Origin of the sequence: Frankia sp. AiPs1 (assembly GCF_023716945.1) — a bacterium.
GTDB lineage: Bacteria > Actinomycetota > Actinomycetes > Frankiales > Frankiaceae > Frankia.
On the sequence record NZ_JAMQQF010000366.1, the window covers coordinates 1 to 5895 of the forward strand.

Sequence of the window (5895 nt, forward strand, 5' to 3'; positions counted from 1 at the left end):
GGCATCGACGGTCGGGTCGGCGGGCATCACCTCGTGGTCGGGGATCGCGGACATCCTTGCGCCGCCCACGGGCGCCGTCCCGGCCGGTCGCGCGCATCCGAGAGACGCGGAGGGATCGGCGTGGTGCACGCCCAGCCGCTGTCCGTCGCCGCCGCGGGGCCGAGCCTCGCCGCGGAGGCCGCTGCCCTGCGTGCCCGTGGGCCGGTCGCCGCGGTGACCCTGCCCGGCGGCATCCCCGCGTACGCCGTGAACCAGCACACGATGCTGCGCGCGCTGCTGCTCGATCCGCGGGTCAGCAAGGATCCCCGCCGTCACTGGGCGCAGTGGGAGGAGGCGTGTCGCCGGCCGGAATGGAGCTGGGTCCTGCAGTGGGTGGGCGTGGTGAACATGCTCAGCACCTACGGCGTCGATCATGCCAGGCTGCGCCGGCTGGTCGCGCCGAGTTTCAGCGTCCGGCGCACCGAGCTGCTGCGCCCCGCCGTAGCGGCGATCACCGAGCGGCTGCTCGACGACCTGGCCGGCGGGTCCGGCGGGTCCGGCAGGCCCGGTGGGTCCGGCGGGTCGGTCGTCGACCTGGTGGGCGCCTTCGCGCAGCCGCTGCCGCTGGCGGTGATCGGCGGGCTGTTCGGCATCCCGGATCGGATGCGCCCGGACTTCGCCCAGGTCGTCGAGCAGATCATGGACACGACGGTGAGCTCGGAACAGGCCGCCGCGAACCTCGTCCGCACCCGGTCGGTCCTGGCGACTCTCGTCGAGGGGAAGCTGCGCGACCCCGGTGACGACCTGACCACCGAGCTCATCGGGGTGCGGGACGCGGTCACCGGCGACCGGCTGGGGCATCGGGAGCTGCTCGACACCCTGCTCCTGCTCATCAGCGCAGGTCACGAGACCACCCGGCACCTGCTCGGCAACGCCGTGCACGCGCTGCTGACCCACGATCGCCAGCTCCGCCGGCTGCGTGCCGCAGAGATCACCTGGGATCAGGTCATCGAGGAGACGCTGCGGTGGGCGCCCAGCATCGCCAACATCCCGCTGCGCTTCGCCGTGGCCGACATCGACACCGGCGCGGTGACGATCCCCGCCGGGGCGGCAATCGTCGCGGGCATCCTCGCCGCCGGGCACGACCCCGGCCACCACGGCCCCGGAGCCAACCGGTTCGAGCCCGGCCGGGACACGACCGACCACCTTGCGTTCGGGGTCGGCGTCCATCGGTGCCTGGGCGCCCCGCTGGCCCGGCTGGAGGCCGGGTACGCTCTGCCGGCCCTGTTCGCCCGCTTCCCCGGCCTCGCGCTCGCCGCGCCGGCAGGTGCCCTGCCGCAGGCCCCCTCCTTCATCGTCCACGGCTGGCAGACCCTGCCCGTCCGGCTCGCCACCCCCGCCCCGACGGTCAGGGCATCGGCACGATGACCACGCGCGAGCGGTCGTGGTCGAACGCGAGCCCGGCGCAGGGCCGGCCCCGTACCCACGGCTGACCGAATCCGCTGTCGTCGATCGACCAGGAACGCATCCGGATCGGCCTCATCCGTCATCGTCGCCCCATGCCGGGTAATGTCCGCGCCCCTCGTCTCGGTTCCCGGACTGCATCCCTCGGCTCGGGGTCTCGCGGCGCCGCGGACCGGGGTCGCCGACCGTCGTACGTCCTGCCCATGTCCGGGGCCGAACGGTGGCCCATGGAACCCCCGCGTGCGCCTGCGCGGCGTGTGACTAGGACGTTTCCGTCTGCTGGTCGTAGTGCGGAGGGTCGCCGGACGGCTGCGGTTCATCAGCTGTCCACTGATGGGCCCTAACGTCCGTTGTCGGCCGTGTCGACGGTCGGTACCTGGGGAAACGACGGGAGATTCCGATGCGGGGATCAGGGGGGAGTGTCGTGGCGTCGAGACGACTTCGTGGATGGGCGGTCGCGGGCCTGGCACTGACGGTGCCGCTCGGCATCGTCGCCGGGCAGGGGGTCGCGTCGGCCGCGCCGACGAGCGCCGGGTCGACCGTGCCGACGGTGGTGGCGACGGGAACGCTGCCGGACACCGGACTGGCCGAGTTCTCCAACGGCCTGATCCCCGGCTCGGTGGACACCGACCGCGGCGTCAACCTCGGCGGCATCGGCAGTGATCTGTACCCGGCCGGTCGGCCGAACGAGTTCTGGACCGTCACCGACCGTGGTCCGAACGGGCAGATCAAGGTGGCCGGCAAGAACCGGCGGACCTTCCCGGTTCCCGGTTTCGACCCGGCCATCCTCAAGGTCCGGGTCGACGGGTCGGCCATCAAGGTCCTGGAGTCCCTGCCGATCACCACCGCGCACGGAGCAGCCGTCACCGGCCTGTCGAACATCGACGGTTACGACGAGACCCCGTACACCTGGGATGCCCAGACGAAACTGCCGTTCAACCCGAACGGTCTGGACACGGAGGGTCTCGTCCGCACGCGCAGCGGCGAGTTCTGGCTGGTGGATGAGTACAGCCCGTCCCTGCTGCGGATCAGCGCCCGCGGAAAGGTGCTGGCCCGGTATGTCCCCGCCGGCCTGAAGCTGACCGGGACGGACTACCCCGTCATCCCGTCGCTGCCCGCGATCCTCACCAACCGTAAGATCAACCGCGGTTTCGAGGGCATCGCGCTGGCGCCCGACGGCCGGACGCTCTACCTGGCCGTGCAGAGCCCGCTGCTGGTGCCGGACACCGACACCGGCGAGGCTTCCCGCAACACTCGGATTCTCCGGTTCGACACCGCGAAGAACAAGGTGACCGGCGAATTCGTCTACCGTCTCGAGGACGTCAAGACCTTCGATCCGAGCGCCGACGGCGACCCGGCCGAAATGAAGGTCTCCTCGCTCGCCGCGGTCGACGAGCACACCCTGCTCGTCGACGAGCGCACCGACCCCGTCGCCCGCCTCTACACCGTCGACCTGCGTAAGGCCACGAACATCCTCGGCACCGCGTGGGACAACGCCGCGACCTCGCCGTCGCTGGAGTCCCTCGCCGACCCGGCCACGGCCGGCGTCACGGTCCTGCCCAAGCGCCTGGCCGTCGACCTCGAGGCCGTCCCCGGCATGCCCGACAAGATCGAGGGCGTCGCCGTCCTCGGCCCCCGCACCATCGCCGTCGCCAACGACAACGACTTCGGCCTCGGCACCTTCGACGCCAACGGTCAGCTCAGGGATTCCGGCCTCAAGAGCAAGATCCTCCTCCTCCGCCTGAACCACCCGCTGTCCTGATCGCACGCTCCCGGCCGGCGCCCGCAGCGCTGGGGAGTCCGGCCAAGGTAGCGATGGCTCACCGGGTCCGCGCGTGGCCTGCGTGGATCCGGTGAGTCGGCGGCATACGTTACTTTCCCGGCAGTTCAGAACTTCGCGCTCCGACCCCGCGCCACGACGTGGAACCGGGTGCAGTTCTGCGAATGACTCGCGTCGAACGCGGGGCTTAGGGGCTCTGCCGGCCGTCGCCCGCGTCCACGATGCTGTCGGCTCAAGGCGTCCGAGGCGGGATGAACTCGCCCGTAGAAGCGTGGGTGCGGGAGGGGGGACTTGAACCCCCACGCCCTAGGGCGGCAGGACCTAAACCTGCTGCGTCTGCCATTCCGCCACTCCCGCGTGGCTTCCAGGGTAGCGAGGACCGGCACCACGGTGGCATGGCGGCCCGCCGAAGCGTCGATCGCCGGTCACCGTGCGCTGGGAGGTCAGCCCAGATGCGTCTTGTTCGGTTTGGCGAGGTTTGGCGGGATGCGAGGTTTGGGGAGATGTGAGCCGGACACATCCCAGCCGTCAACAGGGTCCGCGTCCTCGGTCAGCCTCGTCTGTCCGACGGTCGCCTTGCCGACAGGCGCGGCGGTCACGCTGTCGCCAGCCCGACCCGCACGGGCCGTAGCCCGGCGGCAGGCTGGTGCGTGCGCCGGTCCGCGCAAGGACGACTGGGAGACGACAGCAGATGACCACGACGGAGGCCCCGGGTACCGCCGCCACCGACGACCCCGCGGCTGCGGCCACGGCCTGCGCCGGGGCCGACCTTGGCAGCGACGGTTTCCACGCGGACGATCCGCCGCCGGCGGCTGCTGGTGGGCATCCGACGGCGGCGGGTGCGGCGGCGGCCGACGGGGCCACGCGAACCGTGTCCCGGCTGGGGCGGTCCGGCCCCAGGCACGCCGCCCAACGTGCCCTGCTCGAGCGCAACCGGGCACTGACGTTGATCCATTCCGGGCGGGCGACGACCGCGACCGTCGACACGCTGTGTGACACGGGCGTGCGGGTGAACGGCCAGGCCGTCGCCGAGGTGCACCTGCTCGTCGATCGGCCGGGGGGCGCGCCGTATCCCGTCGTGCGCAGCGCGGTGGTGCCCGACGCGGACATGGATCTCAGCCGCGCGGCGATCGCCTCCTCCGGCCGGCCGCGGCGCATCCCGGTGCTGGTGGATCCGGCGCGACCGGAGAACGTTCTGCTGCGCTGGGATCTACGGCCGGCAAGCTAGAACCCGCCGCGGGCCCGGCCGACCCCGGCCGACCCCGGCGTGCCTCGGTGGAAGGCGGGCGAGGGGTGCGGGGCGGTCAGGCGGTGGCGAGGTCCAGGTCGCGCAGGAGCTTGGCGACGTGGCCGGTCGCGCGGACGTTGTACTGCGCCACCTCGACCTTTCCGTCGGCGCCGATGACGAACGTCGAGCGGATCACGCCGACGGTCTTCTTGCCGTACATCGTCTTCTCGCCGAACGCGCCGTAGGCGGCCAGGACGCTGCGCTCCGGGTCGGACAGCAGCGGGAACGTCAGCGACTCGTTGTCGCGGAACTTCACCAGCTTCGCCGGCTTGTCGGGGGAGATCCCGAGGACGTCGATGCCGGCGTCGTTGAGCTGGGCGAGGCTGTCGCGGAAGTCGCACGCCTGCTTCGTGCAGCCCGGCGTCGACGCGGCCGGGTAGAAGTAGACGACGACGCGACGGCCCCGGAACGACGACAGTGACACCTCGTTGCCGTCGGCGTCGGACAGCGTGAACTCGGGAGCGGGGTCGCCGGGGGCGAGACGGGCGGCGCTGGCGGTCTCAGTCATGGCCCGAAAAGTAGTCGTGGCCTGTGCGGAACGGCAAACCACCCCCGTCCCCCGTGGCCTGGGAGTAGGACGCGCAGCCGCTCCCGGCCGTCTCGTTCGAGGGGAGGAGACGGCCGGCGCGGCGCGTGCTGGTCTGGCCCTGGGCGGGGCCGCCGGGGTCAGCTCGCGGCGGTGACGGCGGCGCGGAAACCGTCGGGGGTGAGCTGGTCGCCGGCGAGCTGCTTGCCATCGATGATCACGGTCGGGGTCTGCGCGACGCCGGCCTTCGACGCGTCGCTGTCGACCTTGGCGACGTAGCCGTCGTAGGTGCCGTTGTTGACGGCGTCCTTGTAGGCCGGCGAGGTCAGGCCGGCCTTGGCCCCGAGGGTGAGCAGGATGCTCTTGGTGAACCCGCCGGTGTGCTCCTCCGGCTGGTTGGCGTACAGGACGTCATGAAGCTGGCGGAACTTGCCCTCGTTCGCGGCCGCGGCCGCCGCGTTCGCCGCCCGCTTCGACTCGGGGCCGAGGAACGACATCACGTGATAGTCGATCTTGATCTTGCCCTGGTCGAGCAGGGTGCGGATGGTCGGGCCGGTCTGGGTCTCCAGCGCTTCGCAGGCGGGGCACTGGAAGTCCTCGTACATGTCCACCGTCACCGGGGCAGCCGCCTGGCCGACGACGATGCCGTTGTGGCTCCCGGTGGCCGTGGTCGGCAGCACGACGGGCTTCGACTCCTCCCGCGAGTTCTGCACGGCGAAGCCGACCACGGCGGCGACGATGAGCACCACCACGACCACTCCGGCGACGATCAGGTTGCGGCGCCGCCGCTCCTGGGCCGCCGCCGCGGCGCGGGCGGCCGCGGCCTTCGCCCGCCGGTCCTCGGCGCCCGCCTTGCCC

Annotated in this window: 5 protein-coding genes and 1 tRNA gene; 3 read left to right on the top strand and 3 right to left on the bottom strand. The window is 71.9% G+C overall.

Annotated features, from left to right (window positions below):
• The first annotated feature begins 120 nt into the window (after nt 1-120).
• Nucleotides 121-1407, top strand: coding sequence for a cytochrome P450 (locus tag ND748_RS23000; protein WP_251748042.1), 1287 nt, complete (start codon nt 121-123; stop codon nt 1405-1407).
• 436 nt (nt 1408-1843) lie between these two features.
• Complete coding sequence (locus ND748_RS23005) at nt 1844-3205, top strand: esterase-like activity of phytase family protein (protein ID WP_374216004.1); 1362 nt, start codon at nt 1844-1846, stop codon at nt 3203-3205.
• Nucleotides 3206-3499: 294 nt separating this feature from the next.
• Here ND748_RS23005 and ND748_RS23010 read toward each other — a convergent pair.
• A tRNA-Leu gene (locus tag ND748_RS23010) sits at nt 3500-3580 on the bottom strand.
• A gap of 334 nt (nt 3581-3914) precedes the next feature.
• Between ND748_RS23010 and ND748_RS23015 the strand changes: the two genes are divergently transcribed.
• Nucleotides 3915-4451 (top strand): hypothetical protein, encoded by a 537-nt coding sequence (locus ND748_RS23015; RefSeq protein ID WP_251748044.1) that lies wholly within the window; start codon nt 3915-3917, stop codon nt 4449-4451.
• Between the two features lie 76 nt (nt 4452-4527).
• On the opposite strand, the gene bcp is transcribed toward ND748_RS23015, so the two are convergent.
• Together bcp and ND748_RS23025 are read right to left on the bottom strand one after the other, a co-directional pair.
• Nucleotides 4528-5019, bottom strand: coding sequence for a thioredoxin-dependent thiol peroxidase (gene bcp, locus ND748_RS23020; protein ID WP_251748045.1), 492 nt, complete (start codon nt 5017-5019; stop codon nt 4528-4530).
• Nucleotides 5020-5177: 158 nt separating this feature from the next.
• The coding region (locus tag ND748_RS23025; protein ID WP_251748046.1) for a thioredoxin domain-containing protein at nt 5178-5895 on the bottom strand (718 nt) is incomplete at its 5' end.